The 18,076-nt window shown below is 60.2% G+C and carries 19 protein-coding genes and 1 pseudogene; 9 read left to right on the top strand and 11 right to left on the bottom strand.

What is annotated here, in order from left to right:
- Positions 1-35 precede the first annotated feature (35 nt).
- From rpoZ to L6D74_RS02245, 3 genes are all read right to left on the bottom strand, one after another.
- Entirely contained in the window at positions 36-299 is a 264-nt protein-coding gene (gene rpoZ, locus L6D74_RS02255; RefSeq protein ID WP_003229503.1) for a DNA-directed RNA polymerase subunit omega, read from the bottom strand.
- A 168-nt stretch (positions 300-467) separates the two neighbouring features.
- A complete protein-coding gene (gene gmk / locus L6D74_RS02250) occupies positions 468-1,088 on the bottom strand; it encodes a guanylate kinase (protein WP_236187573.1) in 621 nt (206 codons plus the stop codon).
- Positions 1,089-1,100: 12 nt separating this feature from the next.
- On the bottom strand, positions 1,101-1,964 hold the full coding sequence (locus L6D74_RS02245) for a YicC/YloC family endoribonuclease (RefSeq protein WP_016770639.1): 864 nt from the start codon (positions 1,962-1,964) through the stop codon (positions 1,101-1,103).
- Positions 1,965-2,231: 267 nt separating this feature from the next.
- Between L6D74_RS02245 and rph the strand changes: the two genes are divergently transcribed.
- From rph to gltS, 3 genes are all read left to right on the top strand, one after another.
- Positions 2,232-2,954: a ribonuclease PH gene (rph, locus tag L6D74_RS02240; protein WP_003229494.1), complete on the top strand. Its 723-nt coding sequence runs from the start codon at positions 2,232-2,234 to the stop codon at positions 2,952-2,954.
- A gap of 29 nt (positions 2,955-2,983) precedes the next feature.
- The gene (locus L6D74_RS02235; RefSeq protein WP_064600417.1) at positions 2,984-3,352 is read left to right on the top strand and encodes a DUF4870 domain-containing protein; all 369 of its coding nucleotides are present in this window, start codon (positions 2,984-2,986) and stop codon (positions 3,350-3,352) included.
- A gap of 384 nt (positions 3,353-3,736) precedes the next feature.
- Positions 3,737-4,945, top strand: a complete 1,209-nt coding sequence (gene gltS, locus L6D74_RS02230; protein WP_236187572.1) for a sodium/glutamate symporter — start codon at positions 3,737-3,739, stop codon at positions 4,943-4,945.
- Positions 4,946-5,024: 79 nt separating this feature from the next.
- On the opposite strand, the gene L6D74_RS02225 is transcribed toward gltS, so the two are convergent.
- Entirely contained in the window at positions 5,025-5,804 is a 780-nt protein-coding gene (locus L6D74_RS02225; protein ID WP_007920349.1) for an exodeoxyribonuclease III, read from the bottom strand.
- Positions 5,805-5,886: 82 nt separating this feature from the next.
- On the opposite strand from L6D74_RS02225, the gene pyrE reads away from it, so the two are divergent.
- Entirely contained in the window at positions 5,887-6,531 is a 645-nt protein-coding gene (pyrE, locus tag L6D74_RS02220; protein WP_011336558.1) for an orotate phosphoribosyltransferase, read from the top strand.
- Between the two features lie 69 nt (positions 6,532-6,600).
- Here pyrE and argB read toward each other — a convergent pair whose 3' ends face one another.
- The 4 genes and pseudogenes from argB to coaBC form a co-directional block, all read right to left on the bottom strand.
- Complete coding sequence (gene argB / locus L6D74_RS02215) at positions 6,601-7,506, bottom strand: acetylglutamate kinase (RefSeq protein WP_007954443.1); 906 nt, start codon at positions 7,504-7,506, stop codon at positions 6,601-6,603.
- Positions 7,507-7,530: 24 nt separating this feature from the next.
- Positions 7,531-8,907: pseudogene (locus L6D74_RS02210) on the bottom strand (phosphomannomutase/phosphoglucomutase); the annotation flags it as partial.
- Positions 8,908-9,163: 256 nt separating this feature from the next.
- Complete coding sequence (gene dut / locus L6D74_RS02205) at positions 9,164-9,619, bottom strand: dUTP diphosphatase (RefSeq protein WP_007954445.1); 456 nt, start codon at positions 9,617-9,619, stop codon at positions 9,164-9,166.
- A gap of 5 nt (positions 9,620-9,624) precedes the next feature.
- Complete coding sequence (coaBC, locus tag L6D74_RS02200) at positions 9,625-10,833, bottom strand: bifunctional phosphopantothenoylcysteine decarboxylase/phosphopantothenate--cysteine ligase CoaBC (RefSeq protein WP_064600412.1); 1,209 nt, start codon at positions 10,831-10,833, stop codon at positions 9,625-9,627.
- Between the two features lie 135 nt (positions 10,834-10,968).
- Here coaBC and radC point away from each other — a divergent pair, with 135 nt between their 5' ends.
- Positions 10,969-11,643 carry a RadC family protein gene (radC, locus tag L6D74_RS02195; RefSeq protein WP_064600411.1) on the top strand — a complete coding sequence of 225 codons (675 nt, stop codon included), beginning with the start codon at positions 10,969-10,971 and terminating at the stop codon, positions 11,641-11,643.
- Positions 11,644-11,775: 132 nt separating this feature from the next.
- Here the strand turns inward: radC and L6D74_RS02190 are convergent, their stop codons facing one another.
- Positions 11,776-13,362 (bottom strand): ABC transporter substrate-binding protein, encoded by a 1,587-nt coding sequence (locus L6D74_RS02190; RefSeq protein ID WP_064600406.1) that lies wholly within the window; start codon positions 13,360-13,362, stop codon positions 11,776-11,778.
- Positions 13,363-13,808: 446 nt separating this feature from the next.
- Here L6D74_RS02190 and rpmB point away from each other — a divergent pair, with 446 nt between their 5' ends.
- Both rpmB and rpmG read left to right on the top strand, forming a co-directional pair.
- Positions 13,809-14,042, top strand: coding sequence for a 50S ribosomal protein L28 (gene rpmB / locus L6D74_RS02185; protein ID WP_003177273.1), 234 nt, complete (start codon positions 13,809-13,811; stop codon positions 14,040-14,042).
- An 11-nt stretch (positions 14,043-14,053) separates the two neighbouring features.
- Positions 14,054-14,209: a 50S ribosomal protein L33 gene (gene rpmG, locus L6D74_RS02180; RefSeq protein WP_003177274.1), complete on the top strand. Its 156-nt coding sequence runs from the start codon at positions 14,054-14,056 to the stop codon at positions 14,207-14,209.
- A 74-nt stretch (positions 14,210-14,283) separates the two neighbouring features.
- Here rpmG and L6D74_RS02175 read toward each other — a convergent pair whose 3' ends face one another.
- Entirely contained in the window at positions 14,284-14,493 is a 210-nt protein-coding gene (locus L6D74_RS02175) for a peptidase inhibitor (protein ID WP_064600404.1), read from the bottom strand.
- Positions 14,494-14,653: 160 nt separating this feature from the next.
- Complete coding sequence (locus L6D74_RS02170; protein ID WP_236187571.1) at positions 14,654-15,016, bottom strand: cupin domain-containing protein; 363 nt, start codon at positions 15,014-15,016, stop codon at positions 14,654-14,656.
- A 234-nt stretch (positions 15,017-15,250) separates the two neighbouring features.
- Between L6D74_RS02170 and L6D74_RS02165 the strand changes: the two genes are divergently transcribed.
- Together L6D74_RS02165 and L6D74_RS02160 are read left to right on the top strand one after the other, a co-directional pair.
- Positions 15,251-16,744, top strand: a complete 1,494-nt coding sequence (locus L6D74_RS02165; RefSeq protein ID WP_064600402.1) for an aldehyde dehydrogenase — start codon at positions 15,251-15,253, stop codon at positions 16,742-16,744.
- 184 nt (positions 16,745-16,928) lie between these two features.
- Positions 16,929-18,074: an MFS transporter gene (locus tag L6D74_RS02160; protein WP_236187570.1), complete on the top strand. Its 1,146-nt coding sequence runs from the start codon at positions 16,929-16,931 to the stop codon at positions 18,072-18,074.
- Positions 18,075-18,076 lie beyond the last annotated feature (2 nt).

The raw sequence follows: 18,076 nt of genomic DNA, 5'->3' as shown, positions 1-18,076 counted from the left end.
GATCCCGCGCCGTGCTACGTCGACCAGGCATAGGCTTAGACGGCCTCGTTGGACTCGTCCTCGAACGCAGCGAAGACCGGGTCTTCGTGGACGATTTCCTGCTCGGCGATGAACTCGTAGCTCATCAGGCCTTCAGCGATTTCACGCAGCGCAACTACGGTCGGTTTGTCGTTTTCCCACTGAACCAGGGGCTCTTTGCCGCCGGTGGCCAGTTGACGGGCACGCTTGGTAGAGAGCATGACCAGCTCAAAGCGGTTTTCCACGTGTTCTAGGCAGTCTTCAACGGTTACGCGGGCCATGGTATTCCTCGGAGCGAATGCAATATGCGCGCTGCCCGGTTGGGCGAGCGGACTCAACAGTTTAAAAAATCACCAGCGATTAGGGAAGCGCTGATTTTTTGACCAGGCTCTTCAACGCGCTGCAAGTGCCAATGTAAAGCCCTTGCAGCGGTTTTGGGAAGTGCTGTTTCAGCCGAGCAATTCAGCCAGCAATTTGCCGAAACGCACTTGCTGACGTTTCTGTTGCAGCTGATTGGCGCGGAAAATCGCCTTCAGATCGTCCAGCGCGTGGGCGAAATCGTCGTTGATGATCAGGTAGTCGTACTCGACGTAGTGGCTCATCTCGCTGACCGCTTCACGCATCCGGCCGTCGATGATGTCGTCGCTGTCCTGGCCACGGTTGGTCAGGCGCTGGTGCAGGGCCTGCAGCGATGGCGGCAGAATGAAGATCGAACGGGCCTGCGGCATCAGCTTGCGCACTTGCTCGGCGCCTTGCCAGTCGATCTCCAGAATCAGGTCGTGACCTTCGTCCAGGGTCTGCTGCAGGCGGCTTTGCGAGGTTCCGTAGAAGTTGCCGAAGACTTCGGCGCGTTCCAGGAAGTCGCCGTGCTCTCCCATCTTCACGAACTCTTCGCGGGTCACGAAGTGATAGTTCACGCCATCCACTTCGCCCGGGCGCATGGCGCGGGTGGTGTGGGAAATCGAAACGCGGATTTCCGGGTTGGCGTCGGTCAGGGCCTTGACCAGACTGCTCTTGCCCGCGCCCGAAGGGGCGGAAATGATGTACAGGGTGCCGGTGCTGTGGGTCATGTCGGGGTAGCCTTACTCAATATTCTGCACTTGTTCGCGCATCTGCTCGATCAACACCTTGAGGTTGACCGCCGCCTGGGTGCTGCGCGGGTCGAAGGCCTTGGAGCCCAGTGTGTTGGCTTCGCGGTTGAGCTCCTGCATCAGGAAGTCCAGGCGCCGGCCGGCGGCACCGCCGGATTTCAGCACCCGGCGAACTTCGATGATGTGGGTGCTCAGGCGATCCAGTTCTTCGGCCACGTCGCTCTTTTGCGCGAGGATGACCATTTCCTGTTCCAGGCGCTGCGGGTCCAGTTCGGCCTTCATGTCGGCGAAACGGTCGAGGACTTTCTGGCGCTGGGTGGCGAGCATCTGCGGAACCAGTTCGCGCAGGGTCACCACATCTTCCTCGATGGAGGTCAGGCGATCGTTGATCAGGCGGGCCAACTCCGCGCCTTCGCGCTCGCGGCCGGCCTTGAGGTCTTTCAGGCCTTGATTGAACAGGGCCAGCGCCTCGGCGTTCAGCGCCTGCGGGTCGGTGGCGTCGGCGACCAGTACGCCTGGCCAGGCCAGCACTTCCAGCGGGTTCAGCGCGGCCGGGTTCTTGATCAGGCCAGCAACGGTTTCGGCAGCGGCGACCAGTTGTGCGGCGCGCTCACGGTCCACTTGCAGCGGCTTGCCGGTGCTTTCCTCGGTGAAACGCAGGGTGCATTCCAGTTTGCCGCGCGACAGGCCCTGGCGCAGGGCTTCGCGGACAGCGCCTTCGAGGTCGCGAAACGACTCCGGCAGGCGCAGGTGGGGTTCCAGGTAGCGGCTGTTGACCGAGCGCAGTTCCCAGCTCAGGGTGCCCTGGACGCCGGCTTTTTCGACGCGGGCGAAGGCGGTCATGCTGTGCACCATGGGGTGACCTCGCGATACAGATCGGCGCGAATTTAAGCTCCGCAGCTCGATATCAATGAATTTAAGCCGACTGGCAGCAAAGGCGCAGGATTGTAGCGCAGTGCGGCAGATGCGCCCAAACACACGGTGTGACAAAGGGCTGCAGGCCGTCGGCGAAGCGCGTTTCAGGGCCTTCGGTCGTCGGCCGGATTTTTTAACGAGTGCCCAGGCGCGGTGCGCGGCTCTATAATGCTCCGCAGTTTTCCGTCCCCAGTACAGGTATCTCCTATGAAACGTCCAAGTGGTCGCGCTGCCGATCAGCTCCGCTCGATCCGCATTACCCGCAACTACACCAAACACGCCGAGGGATCGGTACTGGTCGAATTCGGTGATACCAAAGTCATCTGCACCGTCAGCGTCGAAAACGGCGTGCCGCGTTTCCTCAAAGGCCAGGGCCAGGGTTGGCTGACCGCCGAATACGGCATGCTGCCGCGCGCCACCGGCGAGCGTAACCAGCGTGAAGCCAGCCGTGGCAAGCAGGGCGGCCGTACCCTGGAAATCCAGCGCCTGATCGGCCGCTCCCTGCGCGCCGCGCTGGACATGTCCAAGCTGGGCGACGTCACCCTGTACGTCGACTGCGACGTGATCCAGGCCGACGGCGGTACCCGCACTGCGTCGATCACCGGCGCCATGGTTGCGCTGGTCGATGCACTGAAAGTGATCAAGAAGCGCGGCGGCCTGAAAGGCGGCGACCCGCTCAAGCAAATGATCGGTGCCGTTTCCGTGGGCATGTACCAGGGCGAGCCGGTGCTGGATCTGGACTATCTTGAAGACTCTGCCGCCGAGACCGATCTCAATGTGGTGATGACCAGCACCGGTGGCTTCATTGAGGTGCAGGGCACCGCCGAAGGCGCGCCGTTCCAGCCTGAAGAGCTGAACGCGATGCTGGAGCTGGCGAAGAAAGGCATGAACGAGATCTTCGAACTGCAAAAGGCTGCACTGGCCGACTGAGCAGGTTCGTAACCCGCAAGGAGGACGCAATGAGTGGTGAGCAAGAGTTGCTGCCCAAGCCGAGCCAGGAGGTTCGCCAATGGGCCATGTTTTGTCACTTGTCCGCCTTGCTGGGGATCTGGATTCCGTTCGGCACGCTGATCGGGCCGCTGGTCCTATGGCAGATGAAGCGCGAGACCGATCCGTTCATCGACGCCCAGGGCAAGGAAGCGCTGAATTTCCAGATCACCGTGGCGATCGCTTCGATGATCTGCTTCGTGCTGATGCTGCTGATTATCGGATTCGTGCTGTTCGGCCTGCTGGCCATTGCGGCGCTGGTGCTGACAATTATCGGTGGAGTGAAAGCCAACGAAGGTTTCCCGTATCGCTATCCGTTCACTTGGCGGTTGATCAAATAGCATCCGGCCGAAAGGTGCATGTTGGAATAATCAATCCGCATATTTAAAAGCCCTGACTTGTCAGGGCTTTTTTGCAACTCAATAAACCTGTAATGCTTGTAGGAATAATCTTTCTGCGATGAGTGGTAGAGGATATTTAATATATTCATCAGCCTTACATTTTTAGTCACAAGTACGTTGCCTTTATGTTGCCGAAGGACATTGGCAGCATGACTTTATGCTTGCTATGGTTGCCGCACGTTATATTCCTTCAGAAATATTTCGATATGTTCAAGCCATCGAAGGCTTTTGAATTCCAGTGTTTCCGGTGTTGAACAGTTCGCCGGTTCATGAGGCGTATCCAGGGAAAGTTCGCCTCTGAATATATAGCCAAGAATAATCCAGATGATTCAGCTCGATTTCTACGGCACGCTCGTGGCCGCTTCACTCGTACTTCTGCTGGGGCGTGGCCTTGTTGCCCGTGTTGGTATACTGCGCAATTTCAATATTCCCGAACCCGTTGCGGGTGGTTTGTTGGTTGCGCTGGTTCTTCTGGTATTGCGAGCGCTCGATATAGAAGTTCGTTTCGATACCTCATTGCAGACACCGCTCATGCTGGCGTTTTTTGCCACTATCGGTCTGAGTGCCGATTTCGCCAGTCTCAAGAAGGGCGGTCGCGTAGTCGGAATGTTCTTGTTAGCGGTCATCGGCCTTCTGATTCTGCAAAACGCCATGGGTATCGGACTCGCAAAAGTGCTTGGCCTTGATCCGCTGATGGGGCTGCTGACGGGGTCGATTACCCTGGCGGGCGGTCACGGTACCGGCGCTGCATGGGGCGCGGTATTCAATGAGAAATACGACCTGGCCTCCGCCTCGGAACTGGCGATCGCCTCTGCGACGTTCGGTCTTGTACTGGGTGGTCTGATAGGCGGTCCGGTTGCTCGTTTACTCATCAAGCGTGTGGAAGTGCCTGGCTGCAACGCCCAGGCGCCGCAAAGCCTGCCACGGGGCTTCGAGCAGCCGAACAAAGAGCGCTCGATCACGCCATTTTCCTTTATCGAAACCCTGGCTCTGATCGCGGTCAGCTTGCTGGCGGGTAATCTTCTTAATGGCCTGCTTCACGGCACGGCATTCGAATTGCCGACGTTCGTTTGCGTGCTGTTCGTGGGCGTGGTGCTGCGCAACGGTCTTTCAGCGCTGGGGTTGTATCAGGTGTTTGAACGTGAAGTCTCGGTGTTGGGGAATGTCAGCCTCTCGCTGTTTCTGGCGATCGCCCTGATGTCGCTCAAATTGTGGGATCTGGCGGCGTTGGCGTTGCCGATCTTCATCATTCTGGCTGTACAGGCGCTGGTCATGGCGCTGTTCGCGATCTTTGTGACGTTCCGGATGATGGGCAGTAACTACGATGCTGCCGTACTGGCGGCGGGGCACTGCGGTTTTGGTCTCGGTGCTACGCCGACTGCCATCGCTAACATGCAAGTGGTTACGCAACGCTATGGGCCTTCGCAGATCGCGTTTTTGGTCGTACCGATGGTGGGGGCGTTCTTCATCGACATTATTAATGTCATCGTGATCAAGCTGTATCTGATGCTGCCTTTCTTCGCCGTCATCTGAGTTCGATTTCACTTCGAACGCAGGCAAAAAAATGCCCGTATCTTGTGATACGGGCATTTTTTCAACTACGAAACTGCGCTTAGATAGTCAGCGTCCAGTCGTAGTCGACGATCAGCGGCGCGTGCTGTGAGAACCGAGGCTGACGCGGCAGGCGTGCGCTGCGCACGAAGCGCCGCAGCCCTGGAGTCAGGATCTGGTAGTCGAAGCGCCAGCCCAGATTCAGCATCTCGGCCTGTTCGTTGTCCGGCCACCAGCTGTACTGGTCGCCTTCGCGGCTGACTTCGCGCAAGGCGTCGACATAACCCATGTTGCCGACAATCTCGTCCATCCAGGCACGTTCCGGCGCCAGGAAGCCGGGGGATTGCTGGCTGTCGCGCCAGTTCTTGATGTCGAGCTTCTGCTGCGCGACGTACAGCGAGCCACAATAAATGTACTCGCGACGTTTGCGCCGCTGTTTGTCCAGGTACTTGCCGAAGTCGTCCATGAGCTTGAACTTCTGGTTCAAGTCCTCATCGCCGTTCATCCCCGAAGGAAGCAGCAAGGTGGCAATACTGACTTTGTCGAAATCTGCTTGCAGGTAGCGCCCGTAGCGGTCGGCCGTCTCGAATCCGAGACCGCTGATGACAGCCTTCGGTTGCAACCGCGAATACAAAGCCACGCCGCCTTGGGCAGGGACTTCAGCATCGCAGGCATAAAGGAAGTAGCCATCCAGTTGGAAGGCTGGGTCGTCCAGTTCAAAGGCGGAGGCACGGGTGTCCTGCAGGCAGATGACGTCGGCATTCTGTGCCTGCAGCCAACTGAGCAAACCACGCTCGACTGCAGCCTGAATACCATTGACGTTCACACTGATGATCCGCATAAATGGCCCCAAAAATCGCGTGCGTGTATGATACACGGCGTCAAGCTAATTAGCTAAATCCGTGGTATTTGGGGTTTTTTTCATGCAAGCGTATCAGCGCGATTTCATTCGTTTTGCCATCGATCGCGGCGTTTTGCGCTTCGGTGAGTTCACCCTGAAGTCCGGGCGCACCAGTCCTTACTTCTTCAATGCCGGCCTGTTCAACTCGGGTTCCGCGCTGGCGCAGCTGGGCCGTTTCTACGCCGCAGCCATCGCCGAGAGCGGTATTCCGTTCGACGTGCTGTTCGGCCCGGCCTACAAAGGCATCCCGCTGGCGGCAACCACTGCCGTGGCGCTGGCCGAACACCATAACCGTGATTTGCCATGGTGCTTCAACCGCAAGGAAGCCAAGGCCCACGGCGAGGGCGGCAGCCTGGTCGGCGCACCGCTGACCGGTGATGTGCTGATCATCGACGACGTGATCACTGCCGGCACTGCGATCCGTGAAGTGATGCAGATCATCGCTTCCCAGGACGGCGCCAAGGCCGCCGGCGTGCTGATCGCCCTGAACCGTCAGGAGCGCGGTAACGGCGAGCTGTCGGCAATCCAGGAAGTCGAGCGTGATTTCGGCATCCCGGTCATCAGCATCGTGTCGCTGAACCAGGTGCTGGAATTCCTGGCTGACGATCCGCAGCTCAAGCAGCACCTGCCAGCCGTTGAAGCCTATCGCGCCCAGTTCGGCGTCTGATCGCAGCTTCAGGCAAAAAAAGACCCCGCTCAGCCAGGCTGAGCGGGGTCTTTTTGTTTGCGCGAGCGCTTACGGACGCTTGCGATTGCTGATCAGCGTACCCACACCGGTATCGGTGAAGATTTCCAGCAGGATCGCGTTCGGTACACGGCCGTCGATGATCAGCGAGCTGCCCACGCCGCCCTGAACCGCTTCCAGTGCACAGCGGATCTTCGGCAGCATGCCGCCGTAGATGGTGCCGTCGGCGATCAGGTCGTCGACCTGCTGGGTGCTCAGGCCGGTCAGCACGGTGCCCGACTTGTCCATCAGGCCGGCGATGTTGGTCAGCAGCATCAGCTTCTCGGCTTTCAGTGCTTCGGCGACCTTGCCGGCCACCAGGTCAGCGTTGATGTTGTACGACTCGCCGTTCTCACCCACGCCGATCGGCGCGATCACCGGGATGAAGTTGCCTTTGACCAGCAGGTTCAGCAGTTCGGTGTTGATCCCGACAACCTCGCCCACATGGCCGATGTCGATGATTTCCGGCTGGGTCATCTCCGGGGTCTGGCGGGTGACGGTGAGCTTCTTCGCACGAATCAGCCCGGCGTCTTTACCGGTCAGGCCGATGGCGCTGCCGCCGTGACGGTTGATCAGGTTGACGATGCTTTTGTTGACCTGACCGCCCAGGACCATCTCCACTACGTCCATGGTCGCGGCGTCGGTGACGCGCATGCCGTCGACGAAGTGGCTTTCGATCGACAGGCGCTTGAGCAGATCACCGATCTGCGGGCCACCGCCGTGCACGACCACCGGGTTGATGCCCACGGCCTTCATCAGCACGATGTCGCGGGCGAAGCCGGTTTTCAGCTCCTCGCTTTCCATCGCGTTGCCGCCGTATTTGATCACCAGGGTCTTGCCGACGTATCGGCGGATGTAAGGCAGCGCTTCGGACAGGACCTTGGCAGTGTTGGCGGCGGCATCGCGTTCGAGGGTCATTCAGGGCTCCGGGTGAATCAGCAATCAGAACGGTAGTTGGAGATCAGGTGCAACGCGTTTCAGTTGGGCATGGAACACAGCCTTGATGCGCTGCAATTCAGCCTCGTCATCGGCCTCGAAGCGCAGCACCAGCACCGGTGTGGTGTTGGACGCGCGCACCAGGCCCCAGCCTTTGGCGTAGTCGACCCGCACGCCGTCAATGGTGGTCAGGTCGGCGCCTGGGCCCCACTGCGCATCGTGCAGTGCATCAATGATGCTGAATTTGCTCTCTTCGGTCACATGGATATTGATTTCCGGCGTGGAAATATCGTTCGGGAAGGTCGCGAACAGCTCCTCGGCCGAAGATTTTTCCTTGCTGAGGATTTCCAGCAGCCGTGCGGCGCTGTAAATGCCGTCGTCGAAACCGAACCAGCGCTCCTTGAAGAAAATGTGCCCGCTCATTTCGCCGGCCAGCAGTGCGCCGGACTGTTTCATTTTCTTTTTGATCAACGAGTGACCGGTCTTCCACATTAGCGGCCGGCCGCCATATTCCTTGATCAGCGGGATCAGGCGACGGGTGCATTTGACGTCGAAGATGATCTCCGCGTCCGGGTTGCGCGCCACCACGTCACGGGCGAACAGCATAAGCAGGCGATCCGGGAACACAATGGTGCCGGTGTTGGTCACCACGCCGACGCGGTCACCGTCACCGTCGAAGGCCAGGCCGATGTCGGCGTTGGTTTCCTTGACCTTGGCGATCAGGTCGACGAGGTTCTCAGGCTTGCCCGGGTCCGGGTGGTGGTTCGGGAAGTTGCCGTCGACTTCGCAGAACAGCGGGATGACTTCGCAGTTCAGTGCTTCGATCAGTTGCGGGGCGATCACGCCGGCCGCGCCGTTGCCGCAGTCGACCACGACTTTCAGGCGCCGGGCCAGTTTGATGTCCTGGACGATTTCGGTGGTGTAGCGGTCGAGGATTTCGACCTGGGTCACGCTGCCCGTGCCACTGCTCAGGTTGCCGGTCTTGATACGCTCATGCAAAACCTGAATCTGTTCATTGGCGAGGGTGTCGCCGGCGATCACGATCTTGAAGCCGTTGTAGTTCGACGGGTTGTGACTGCCGGTGAGCATCACGCCGGATTTGCCGGCCAGCACGTTGGCGGCGTAGTACAGCGCCGGGGTCGGCACCAGGCCGACGTCGCTGACATGGCAGCCGCTTTCGGCGATACCGCGGATCAGTTCGGCAACCAGTTCCGGACCGGACAGGCGGCCGTCACGGCCGACGGACACGTTCGGTTCGCCCTGGGCCAGGCTCTGGGAACCGATGGCGCGACCGATCCAGTAGGCGGTTTCGCCATTGAGGAATTCCGGCACGGTGCCGCGAATGTCATAGGCGCGGAAGATGCTGTCGGGAAGCTTCGGGGCGACTTGGGCGGGGGTGCTCATCTGCGAAAATGCTCCATCTCGAAAGTGGCTGGACACACCGACGACTATTCGACGGCAAGCTCAAACTGAAGGGTATGACGGCGGTTTTCACAGAGAGTTCGTGGTGTGAAAGGGCCATGACGCCTTGTACGGCGTGGCTTTGGCCTGCCAATGCCTTGATTTTCAGCGGTAAAGCTTGCAGATGAATCTGCGTATTTTTATGGCGAAGGAGCAGGCTCCCTCGTCACAAAACCAATCACTTGGTGCCGGAATGGCCGAAACCGCCAGCGCCGCGTTCGGTTTCGACGAACTCTTCAACCATTTCGAAGTGCGCCTGAACCACCGGCACCAGCACCAGCTGCGCCAGGCGCTCGCCGACCGGCATGGTGAATTCGGTCTGGCCACGGTTCCAGCAGGAGACCATCAGCGGGCCCTGGTAGTCGGAGTCGATCAGGCCGACGAGGTTGCCCAGCACGATGCCGTGCTTATGGCCCATGCCCGAGCGCGGCAGGATCAGCGCGGCGAGGTTCGGGTCGCCGATGTAGACCGACAGACCGGTGGGGATCAGCACCGTTTCACCCGGTTTGATCACGATGTCCTCTTGCAGCATGGCGCGCAGGTCGAGGCCGGCGGAGCCCGGTGTGGCGTATTGCGGCAGCGGGAATTCGGTACCGATGCGTGGGTCGAGGATCTTGGCTTGCAAAGCGTGCATGTAAATTAAACCTGGTTCAGACGTTCGGCGATAAAAGTGACCAGTTGGCGAGCGATCTTGCTCTTGCTGGTCTGGGCGAAAAGCGTGGCGTGCAGCGCACGGTCGATGACGCTGCAGGCGTTTTCTTCGCTGTTGAAACCGATGCTCGGGTTGGCGACGTCGTTGGCGACGATCAGATCGAGATTCTTGTCCTTCAGCTTGCGTGCAGCGTAGTCGAGCAGGTGTTCGGTCTCGGCGGCGAAGCCGACACTGAACGGACGGTCGGGACGGGTCGCGATGGTGGCCAGGATGTCCGGGTTGCGCACCATTTGCAGGACGAAGCCGTCGCCGCTCGTAGGGTCTTTCTTCAATTTTTGCGGGGCGACGACTTCCGGGCGGTAGTCCGCCACCGCCGCCGAGGCGATGAAGATGTCGCAAGGAATCGCGGCTTCGCACGCGGCGAGCATGTCCCGGGCGCTGACCACGTCGATACGGGTCACACGATCCGGCGTCGGCAGGTGCACCGGGCCGCTGATCAGGGTCACGCGGGCGCCGGCCTCCACTGCCGCTTCGGCCAGGGCGAAGCCCATTTTTCCGGAGCTGTGGTTGGTGATGTAGCGCACCGGGTCGATGTTTTCCTGGGTCGGGCCGGCGGTGATCACCACGTGCTTGCCGGTCAATGCCTGACGCTGGAAGCAGTCCGCCGCGAGCTGGGCCAGGTCGGTGGCTTCCATCATGCGGCCCATGCCGACGTCGCCGCAGGCCTGGCTGCCCGAGGCCGGGCCGAAGGTCTTCAGGCCACGGCTTTCAAGAAGTTGCAGGTTGGCCTGGGTCGCCGGGTCGCGCCACATGGCCTGGTTCATGGCCGGGGCGACCGCTACGACCGCGTCGGTGGCCAGCACCAGGGTGGTCAGCAAATCGTTGGCAATGCCTTGGGCCAGACGGGCGAGCAGGTCGGCGGTGGCCGGGGCGATCAGCACCAGATCGGCCCATTTGGCCAGTTCGATGTGGCCCATCGCCGCTTCGGCGGCCGGGTCGAGCAAGTCCAGGTGAACCGGGTGACCGGACAACGCCTGCATGGTCAACGGGGTGATGAATTCGCTGCCGCCACGGGTCATGACCACGCGCACTTCGGCGCCCTGATCGATCAGGCGGCGCACAAGGTCGGCGCTCTTGTAGGCAGCAATGCCGCCGCCGACGCCCAGAACGATGCGTTTCCGATACAGCCGCTGCATAGGTCTGCCTTTCATTTCGTTGGTGACATACGTGGCGAAACCCCCTCCCCAGGGTGAATTCGCCCGCAAAAAAGATGGGCTACGATATCACAGCGACCGCTACGGAACAGCGGCGCCCACAGACAAGGAAGGTGTATGAGTATTCGCGATTGGCCGGCGGCGGAAAGGCCGCGGGAGAAGCTGTTGGAACAGGGCTCGGGAAGTCTTTCCGATGCCGAATTGCTGGCGATTTTTCTACGTACCGGCGTATCCGGCAAAAGTGCGGTGGATGTAGCAAGGCATCTGTTGAGTCAGTTCGGCAGCTTGCGTGCTTTGCTTGAGGCCGATCTCGCAACGTTCAGTGAACAACTGGGCCTGGGCCCGGCGAAGTTCGCCCAGTTGCAGGCCGTGCTGGAAATGGGGCGGCGACACTTGGCCGAGCGCATGCGCCAGAAAACGGCGCTGGAAAATCCGCAGGTCGTGCGTGATTACCTCAAGGCCATGCTGCGCCACGAGCCGCACGAGGTGTTCGGTTGCCTGTTTCTCGACTCCAAACATCAGGTGCTGACTTTCGAGACGCTGTTTCGCGGCTCGATCGACAACACGGCCGTGCATCCCCGGGAAGTCGTGAAGCGTTCCCTGGCCAACAACGCGGCAGCGGTGATCCTGTGCCATAACCATCCGTCGGGAAACTCCGATCCCAGTCAGGCTGATCGATTATTGACCAAGCGTTTGCAGAAGGCTTTGGAGTTGATCGACGTGCGGGTGCTCGATCACTTCATCGTTGGCGATGGTGAACCGTTGTCGATGGCGGAGTGTGGCTGGATGTAGCTCCGAAGGGAGAATGCAAAACCCTGTGGGAGCTGGCTTGCCAGCGATGACGGCGGCACATTCAGCACAATGTTGTCTGTCAGTCCGCTATCGCTGGCAAGCCAGCTCCCACAGGTTTTGTGTTGTGGCGGGTTACTTCAGGGTGACCTTGGAGTAATCCTGCCGCCCGAACGGGCTCACCGAGTAACCCTGCACGTCCTTACGCGTCAGCGCATAGGCCGTCGGATGCGCCAGCGGCAGCCACAGTGCCTGCTGCTGGATCTGCGCCTGCGCCTGTTCGTAGAGCTTGGTGCGTACGCCTTGTTCGCTGGTGGTCTTGCCGGCGCTGATCAGCTTGTCCAGGTCGGCATTGCAGTAGCGGGCGAAGTTGGTGCCGGATTTGACCGCCGCGCAGGAAAACTGCGGCGTGAGGAAGTTGTCCGGGTCACCGTTGTCGCCGGCCCAGCCCATGAACAGCAAGTCATGTTCGCCAGCCTTGGCGCGACGGATCAGTTCGCCCCATTCGATCACGCGGATTTCCGCTTGAATGCCGATTTCTGCCAGATCCGATTGCAGGAGCTGCGCGCCGAGGCTCGGGTTCGGGTTGAGCAGGCTGCCGGACGGGCGCGTCCAGATGGTGGTCTGGAAACCGTCCTTCAATCCGGCCTTGGCCAGCAGGGCCTTGGCCTTGTTCACGTCGTGGGCGTAACCCGGCAGGTTCTTCGCGTAGCTCCAGGTGTTCGGCGGGTACGGGCCGTTGGCGGCTTCGGCGGTGTCCTCGAACACGGCTTTCAGGTAGTTGGCCTTGTCGAAGGCGAGGTTGATCGCCTGGCGCACTTCCGCTTTGTCCAGCGGCGGATGCTGGCTGTTGATGCCTACGAAAGCAGTCATGAACGCGTCAGTCTTTTCGACTTTCAGCGTCGGCTCCTGCTTGGCAGCCTGTACGTCTAGTGGTTTTGGCGACAGGGCAATCTGGCACTCGTTGCGCCGCAGCTTTTGCAGCCGCACGTTAGCGTCCGGGGTGATGGCGAAGATCAGCGGGTCCACCGCAGGTTTGCCGCGGAAGTAGTCCGGGTTGGCCTTGTAGCGGATCGAGGCGTCTTTCTGGAACCGGGTGAAGACGAACGGCCCGGTGCCGACCGGCTGGCTGTTGAGCTTGTCGGTGGCGCCGGCCTTCAACAGCTTGTCGGCGTATTCAGCAGAATAAATCGAGGCGAAACCCATGCTCAGGGTCGCGAGGAACGTCGAGTCCGGGTGATCGAGGGTGAAGCGCACGGTCAGCGGATCCAGTGCGTCGATCTTCTTGATCAGGCTCGGCAACTGCATCGACTGAGCATGGGGAAAGCCGCTCTGGGCGACCTTGTGCCACGGATTGGCCGGGTCGAGCATGCGGTCGAAGCTGAATTTGACGTCTTCGGCGGTCAGTTCGCGTGTCGGCTTGAAGTAATCAGTCGTGTGAAACTTCACCTGCGGGTGCAGCTTGAACACGTAGGTCAGGCCATCGGTGCTGACTTCCCAGCTATCGGCCAGGCTCGGGACCACCTTGCCGCTGGCGGTGTCGAAGTCCACCAGACGGTTCATCAGCACATCGGCCGAGGCGTTGGTGGTGGTCAGCGAGTTGTACTGCACCACGTCGAAGCCCTCGGGGCTGGCCTCGGTGCAGACGCTCAGGGCGGCGGCCTGGGCCAGTGGACTCAGTAACAGCGGGGCGAAGAGCAGGGGGAGGGCAGCGAGGCGCATGGTCGGCTTCCTTTACAGATCGAAGGCCCATCTGCAAGTGCAGTCTGGAAAAGGCCTACCCTAGTGGTCGCGATTGAAAATGACTATCCCCTTTTTGCATTTTCGGGGCTGCGGGGTTAAGGATTTGTCGGAAGAGGTGGCGGGAAAAGTCTCGATTGCGGGCATGGCCGATTTTCTTCGACGAATGGTAAAAATTGCCGGCAGCCTTTGCCCAAGGCGCTTGCGGCCGGGAAAAGCGGCTTTTTAGCCATTCTTTGCGCACGGAAAGTTGTTGCTCCGTGGTCTTTCTGGTATAAAGCAGCGCTCTTTTCTAGGGGCCCGGTTCCTTCGCTTGTAGGTGTAGCCGGTAAGACCTCTAAAGAATCGCGGCGCCTGGCGCCACAATGACTAGAGATTAAGCGGCCAACCCATGCCGGGTTGGGCATGTGGTTTTAGAGGGCTGAGGCATGTCTAGAGTATGTCAAGTTACCGGTAAGGGTCCGGTGACTGGGAACAACATTTCCCACGCAAACAACAAAACCCGTCGTCGTTTCCTGCCGAACCTGCAGCATCACCGCTTCTGGGTTGAAGAAGAGAAACGTTTCGTACGCCTGCGCGTTTCCGCCAAAGGCATGCGTATCATCGACAAGCGTGGCATCAGCGTTGTGCTGGCCGAGCTGCGTCGCGACGGCAAGGTTTAAGGGAGCTAATCATGCGTGAATTGATTCGTTTGATCTCGAGCGCCGGTACTGGTCACTTCTACACTACCGACAAGAACAAGCGTACTACCCCGGACAAAATCGAGATCAAGAAATATGATCCGGTTGTTCGCAAGCACGTGATCTACAAGGAAGGCAAAATCAAGTAATTGATTTTTCCCGACTTACGAAAAAGGCCCGTATCTCACGATACGGGCCTTTTTTGTTGCCTGGCGATTAGCAATCAGCCGCAGATCAGTTCATCGATCTCATTGCGATCGTTGACCAGCACCCTGATCCGGTCAGGTTTGGGCAGGAGATTGAACAAGTCCTCCGGCCGTTCCAGTCGATGTTTCTGAACTCCGGCCGCAGTGCGGATAGCGCTCAGGGTCTCTGGGGTGGCGACTTGGCCGACAGCAAATTGCGCGGCGTTGATATTGCAGAAATCAGGCATGGTGCCTCCTTGCGTTCCATTCGGTTGGGAGCGCTCGCCGGTCAGTCCTGCCGAGACATCCTGCCTCGGTAGGAAATTGCCCGATGTATGAGCGCTGCCGCGAAGTTTCACTCAGAAGCACTGCACGCGTCTTACTCGTGTAGTCACCACTTGTGTCGGATCAGGCCTTCTGTTCGAAGATCACATAGACCTTGCGGCACGCTTCCAGCACTTCCCAGGTGCCACGGAAACCGGCCGGAATCACGAAGCGGTCGCCGACACGCAGGGTCTTTGCATTGCCTTCACCGTCACGCAGCACTGAAACACCTTGCAGGATTTCGCAGTATTCATGTTCGGTGTAATTCACCGTCCACTGCCCGACCGCACCTTCCCAAACGCCAACGCCCATTTGCCCACATGGGCTGTCGTACTGGTTGAACACCGCCTGCTCGGGATCGCCCTTGAGTACTTTGGCCGGGTCCGGGCGATAGCGGTCGGCTTCGGTTGTGGTCAGGCTGATGTCGACGACGTTCTGGATGTTCATTGTTGTTTTCTCCCGTGATGACGGCGCGGTGGCTTGAAAGGGGCAAAGTCTATGTTGATTAAATTGAACGCCGCAAGGCGCTATAACTGCCTTATGTCAAATATATTGAAACAACCCCGGCCGCTGGTTTAGGGTGGCGGATGCCTCGGGCCGAAAGCAGGCTGGCCGGGCAGTATTCCCGAGAACGACCGCGACGATCGCGGCGCTCGTATTGAACAAGAGGAGGACACTCGAATGACCACCCTGACTCGTGCCGACTGGGAACAACGCGCTCGCGACCTGAAGATCGAAGGCCGCGCCTTCCTCAATGGCGAGTACACCGATGCCGTCTCCGGCGAGACCTTCGAGTGCATCAGCCCGGTCGATGGCCGCCTGCTGGGCAAGATTGCCAGCTGTGACGCCGCCGACGCTCAGCGCGCCGTGGAAAACGCCCGCGCCACGTTCAACTCCGGCGTCTGGTCGCGCCTGGCGCCGACCAAACGCAAAGCCACCATGATCCGTTTCGCCGGCCTGCTCAAGCAGCATGCCGAAGAACTGGCCCTGCTCGAAACCCTCGACATGGGCAAGCCGATCAGCGATTCGCTGTATATCGACGTGCCGGGTGCCGCGCAAGCGCTGAGCTGGAGCGGTGAAGCGATCGACAAGATCTACGACGAAGTCGCCGCTACCCCGCACGATCAACTGGGTCTGGTAACCCGTGAGCCGGTTGGCGTGGTCGGGGCCATCGTGCCGTGGAACTTCCCGCTGATGATGGCCTGCTGGAAACTCGGGCCGGCGCTGTCGACCGGTAACTCGGTGATCCTCAAACCGTCGGAAAAATCTCCGCTGACCGCCATCCGCATCGCCGAACTGGCGGTCGAGGCCGGCATCCCGAAAGGCGTGCTGAACGTGCTGCCGGGCTACGGCCATACCGTCGGCAAGGCGCTCGCGCTGCATAACGACGTCGACACCTTGGTGTTCACCGGTTCGACCAAGATCGCCAAGCAACTGATGATCTATTCCGGCGAATCGAACATGAAGCGCGTCTGGCTGGAAGCCGGCGGCAAGAGCCCGAACATCGTGTTTGCCGATGCGCCGGATCTGCAAGCCGCTGCCGAATCCGCCGCCAGCGCCATCGCCTTCAACCAGGGCGAAGTCTGCACCGCAGGTTCCCGTCTGCTGGTCGAGCGTTCGATCAAGGACAAATTCCTTCCGATGGTGATCGAGGCGCTGAAAACCTGGAAACCGGGCAACCCGCTGGATCCGGCCACCAACGTTGGCGCGCTGGTCGACACTCAGCAGATGAACACCGTGCTGTCCTACATCGAGTCGGGCCACACCGATGGCGCCAAACTGGTGGCCGGCGGCAAGCGCATTCTTCAGGAAACCGGTGGCACCTACGTTGAGCCGACGATTTTCGACGGCGTGAGCAACGCGATGAAGATTGCCCAGGAAGAGATCTTCGGCCCGGTGCTGTCGGTTATCGCCTTCGATACCGCCGAGGAAGCGATCAGCATCGCCAACGACACGCCTTACGGCCTGGCGGCAGCGGTGTGGACCCAGGACATTTCCAAGGCGCACCTGACCGCCAAGGCCCTGCGGGCCGGCAGCGTGTGGGTCAATCAGTACGATGGCGGCGACATGACCGCACCGTTTGGCGGCTTCAAGCAGTCGGGCAACGGCCGCGACAAGTCGCTGCACGCGTTCGACAAATACACCGAGCTGAAGGCGACCTGGATCAAGCTGTAAATCGCTAAGGGAGCCCGCCGAGGCGGGCTCCCGAACGGTACAAGGATCCCTGTGGGAGCGGGCTTGCTCGCGAAGGCGGTGTGTCAGTCAGCATCAATGTCGACTGTCAGACTGCATTCGCGAGCAAGCCCGCTCCCACATTGGTTTTGTGTGAATACAAAAAATATCCACAGGAGCGTGGACCATGCGTTGGGCGACGTATTTCGCCGTGTTGGCGTCTGTCTTGAGTGTTGGTCTGGCCCTGGGGGTCAGCATGCCGCTGGTGTCGTTGCGCCTGGAGGGCTGGGGCTACGGCTCGTTCGCCATTGGCGTGATGGCGGCGATGCCGGCCATTGGCGTGTTGCTGGGGGCGAAGGTTTCCAGTCATCTGGCCGCGCACTTCGGCACGGCGAACCTGATGCGCCTGTGCCTGTGGGCAGGGGCGCTGTCCATCGGCCTGCTGGCGCTGCTGCCGAGCTACCCGATCTGGCTGGTCCTGCGGCTGATGATCGGCGTGGCTCTGACCATCGTCTTCATCCTTGGCGAGAGCTGGATCAATCAACTGGTGGTCGAGCAGTGGCGTGGGCGACTGGTGGCGCTGTACGGCAGTAGTTACGCGTTGAGCCAACTGTCCGGTCCGTTGCTGTTGGGCGCGCTGGGCACTGATCACGATTATGGTTTCTGGGTCGGTGTTGGCCTGTTGATCGTATCGCCGCTTCTGCTGCTGGGCCGCAGCGGTGCGCCGAGCAGCGAGGCCAGCAGCGTGACCTTCGGCGATCTGTGGGGCTTCGCTCGCGAACTGCCGGCCATCGCCTGGGCAGTGTCTTTGTTCGCCGCGTTCGAAGCGATGATCCTGACGCTGTTGCCGGTGTATTGCCTGCAACAGGGCTTCACCGCTGAAATCGCGCTGGCGATGGTCAGTACCGTGGTGGTGGGCGATGCGCTGCTGCAATTGCCGATCGGTGCGCTGGCCGATTATCTGTCACGGCGGACCCTGTTCACCGGCTGCGCCGTGGTGTTGATGCTGTCGAGCCTGGCGATTCCGATGCTGCTCGACACCTTGCTGATCTGGCCGCTGTGGGTGCTGTTCGGCGCCAGTGCGGGTGGCCTGTTCACCCTGTCGCTGATTTTGATTGGCGAGCGCTACCGCGATGATGCGCTGGTGCGCGCCAACGCGCATGTCGCGCAGCTGTGGGGTGTCGGTTGTCTGATCGGGCCGTTGATGGCGGGCGCGGGCAGCCAGTGGATCAGCGGACATGCGTTGCCGTGGCTGATGGCGGCCGGCGCGTTCGGGCTGGTGATTCTGCTGTCGCGACAAGGGGCGTTCGGCAAGGTGCCGGAGCCCGCTTGACG

The organism is Pseudomonas pharyngis, from assembly GCF_021602345.1.
Classification (GTDB): Bacteria; Pseudomonadota; Gammaproteobacteria; order Pseudomonadales; family Pseudomonadaceae; genus Aquipseudomonas; species Aquipseudomonas pharyngis.
The sequence above is the reverse complement of the archived record's forward strand: the minus strand, read 5'-3'. Positions and strand labels throughout refer to the sequence as shown.

Excerpts from the sequence above, each read along its gene's own strand:
- rpoZ (WP_003229503.1), bottom strand. The coding sequence starts at position 299 with ATGGCCCGCGTAACCGTTGAAGACTGCCTAGAACACGTGGAAAACCGC.
- gmk (WP_236187573.1), bottom strand. The coding sequence starts at position 1,088 with ATGACCCACAGCACCGGCACCCTGTACATCATTTCCGCCCCTTCGGGC.
- L6D74_RS02245 (WP_016770639.1), bottom strand. The coding sequence starts at position 1,964 with ATGGTGCACAGCATGACCGCCTTCGCCCGCGTCGAAAAAGCCGGCGTC.
- rph (WP_003229494.1), top strand. The coding sequence starts at position 2,232 with ATGAAACGTCCAAGTGGTCGCGCTGCCGATCAGCTCCGCTCGATCCGC.
- L6D74_RS02235 (WP_064600417.1), top strand. The coding sequence starts at position 2,984 with ATGAGTGGTGAGCAAGAGTTGCTGCCCAAGCCGAGCCAGGAGGTTCGC.
- gltS (WP_236187572.1), top strand. The coding sequence starts at position 3,737 with ATGATTCAGCTCGATTTCTACGGCACGCTCGTGGCCGCTTCACTCGTA.
- L6D74_RS02225 (WP_007920349.1), bottom strand. The coding sequence starts at position 5,804 with ATGCGGATCATCAGTGTGAACGTCAATGGTATTCAGGCTGCAGTCGAG.
- pyrE (WP_011336558.1), top strand. The coding sequence starts at position 5,887 with ATGCAAGCGTATCAGCGCGATTTCATTCGTTTTGCCATCGATCGCGGC.
- argB (WP_007954443.1), bottom strand. The coding sequence starts at position 7,506 with ATGACCCTCGAACGCGATGCCGCCGCCAACACTGCCAAGGTCCTGTCC.
- dut (WP_007954445.1), bottom strand. The coding sequence starts at position 9,619 with ATGCACGCTTTGCAAGCCAAGATCCTCGACCCACGCATCGGTACCGAA.
- coaBC (WP_064600412.1), bottom strand. The coding sequence starts at position 10,833 with ATGCAGCGGCTGTATCGGAAACGCATCGTTCTGGGCGTCGGCGGCGGC.
- radC (WP_064600411.1), top strand. The coding sequence starts at position 10,969 with ATGAGTATTCGCGATTGGCCGGCGGCGGAAAGGCCGCGGGAGAAGCTG.
- L6D74_RS02190 (WP_064600406.1), bottom strand. The coding sequence starts at position 13,362 with ATGCGCCTCGCTGCCCTCCCCCTGCTCTTCGCCCCGCTGTTACTGAGT.
- rpmB (WP_003177273.1), top strand. The coding sequence starts at position 13,809 with ATGTCTAGAGTATGTCAAGTTACCGGTAAGGGTCCGGTGACTGGGAAC.
- rpmG (WP_003177274.1), top strand. The coding sequence starts at position 14,054 with ATGCGTGAATTGATTCGTTTGATCTCGAGCGCCGGTACTGGTCACTTC.
- L6D74_RS02175 (WP_064600404.1), bottom strand. The coding sequence starts at position 14,493 with ATGCCTGATTTCTGCAATATCAACGCCGCGCAATTTGCTGTCGGCCAA.
- L6D74_RS02170 (WP_236187571.1), bottom strand. The coding sequence starts at position 15,016 with ATGAACATCCAGAACGTCGTCGACATCAGCCTGACCACAACCGAAGCC.
- L6D74_RS02165 (WP_064600402.1), top strand. The coding sequence starts at position 15,251 with ATGACCACCCTGACTCGTGCCGACTGGGAACAACGCGCTCGCGACCTG.
- L6D74_RS02160 (WP_236187570.1), top strand. The coding sequence starts at position 16,929 with ATGCGTTGGGCGACGTATTTCGCCGTGTTGGCGTCTGTCTTGAGTGTT.